The sequence below is a fragment of the Exiguobacterium sp. B2(2022) genome, assembly GCF_028823655.1.
In the GTDB taxonomy this organism is placed as follows: Bacteria; Bacillota; Bacilli; order Exiguobacteriales; family Exiguobacteriaceae; genus Exiguobacterium; species Exiguobacterium aestuarii_A.
In genome coordinates, this window is record NZ_JAPEHX010000113.1 from 1 (window position 1) to 1,521 (window position 1,521).

General features: G+C 52.3%; 2 protein-coding genes. Both read left to right on the top strand.

Going from position 1 to position 1,521, the window contains the following annotated elements; genetic code table 11:
* On the top strand, positions 1 to 884 hold an 884-nt coding region (gene istA / locus ON063_RS14500; protein ID WP_274665605.1), incomplete at its 5' end, for an IS21 family transposase.
* Positions 881 to 1,521: IS21-like element helper ATPase IstB (istB, locus tag ON063_RS14505; RefSeq protein WP_274665606.1), on the top strand; the 641-nt coding region annotated here is incomplete at its 3' end. The genes istA and istB, both read left to right, overlap by 4 nt.

Genomic DNA, 1,521 nt, shown 5'->3' on the forward strand with positions numbered 1-1,521 from the left:
AACATGTCCGTTTCGAGACAGCCCCCGGCAAACAGGCACAGCTGGACTGGAAAGAGTCCATCCGTTACGAGACAAGGGACGGTGAAAGAATCGAGGTGAACGTGGCGGTACTCTTACTCTCTTATTCCCGCTTTCGTTTCTTCCACCTCAGCCTGTCAAAATCGCAAGACGTCGTCCTCTCATTTCTGACACAGGCCTTCGAAAAATTGGACGGAGTTCCTGATGAGCTCGTGACGGACAACATGAGCACCGTCATGACCGAAGCGCGAACGAGGTATGGCGAGGGTGTCGTGAACCGTCGGTTCGAGGAGTTCGCAAAGGATTTCGGTTTCCAGGTGAAACCTTGCATCGCCGGGCGGCCGCAGACGAAAGGGAAGGTCGAGGCACCGATGAAAATCTTGGACGAGATTCACGCCTACCAGGGCAAATATAATCTCGAGGAGCTGCACGATTACATCGAGAGACTATGTGAGCGAATCAATAACGAGGTCCATCAGGGTACCGGGAAGATCCCGATTCTGGAGCTCCAAAAAGAAAAGAACCTCCTACTCCAGCTACCAACTGAACGAGTAAGAGATTCCTATCGCATCAAGCACGTCCGGGCCAAGGTGAACCACTCCAACATGGTTTCGTACCGTTCGAACCAGTATTCCGTACCGATCGGATATGAGGGCGAACGGGTAGCGCTCGAGGTCCATGACGACTACTTGTGGATTTATCATAACACGAAACCCATCGCACAACATCGCCTCACCGGCAACAAACTGAACTATCTGGAACATCATTATCTTCAGCAGCTGAGTCAGACGGTCGGGGAGCACGGCGGCATCGACGAGATGGCTCGACGCAATCTACAGCTCATGGACGAGAGGTACCGATCATGAGGGAGACGAACAGTTATAAGCAACTACGGGAGAACCTCTTGTCGCTCAACCTCAATCAAATGGCACTCCACCTCGACGAGGTGCTAGACTTCGGCATTCAGAGCGGGGCATCATTGACCGAGGTGCTCGTCAAGCTCACGAATCACGAAATCGACATCCAAGAGCAACAGAAGACACATCGGATGATCAGATCGGCGGCGCTACCAAGCCCCAAAAGACTCGACACGTTCGACTTCTCATTCCAGCCGTCGCTGAACCGAGATCAAATCGCAGACCTCCACTCGCTCCGTTTCATCGAACGAAACGAGAACGTGGTGTTCCTTGGTCCTAGCGGTGTCGGGAAGACACATCTCGCGACCTCGATTGGTGTCGAGGCGGCGCTGGCACGGCATAGCACGTATTTCACAAAGTGTCACGACCTCATCCAAAAACTGCGCATCGCAAAACAGGAGAACCGGCTGGAAACCAAACTGAAACATTTCGCCAGATATAGGCTGTTGATCATCGACGAGATCGGGTATCTCCCGATCGACGCAGAGGACGCAAAAATTTTCTTCCAGCTGATTGACCAACGGTACGAAAAAAAGAGCACAATCCTAACCACTAACATCAATTTCGGTTCGTGGGAGGAAGTGTT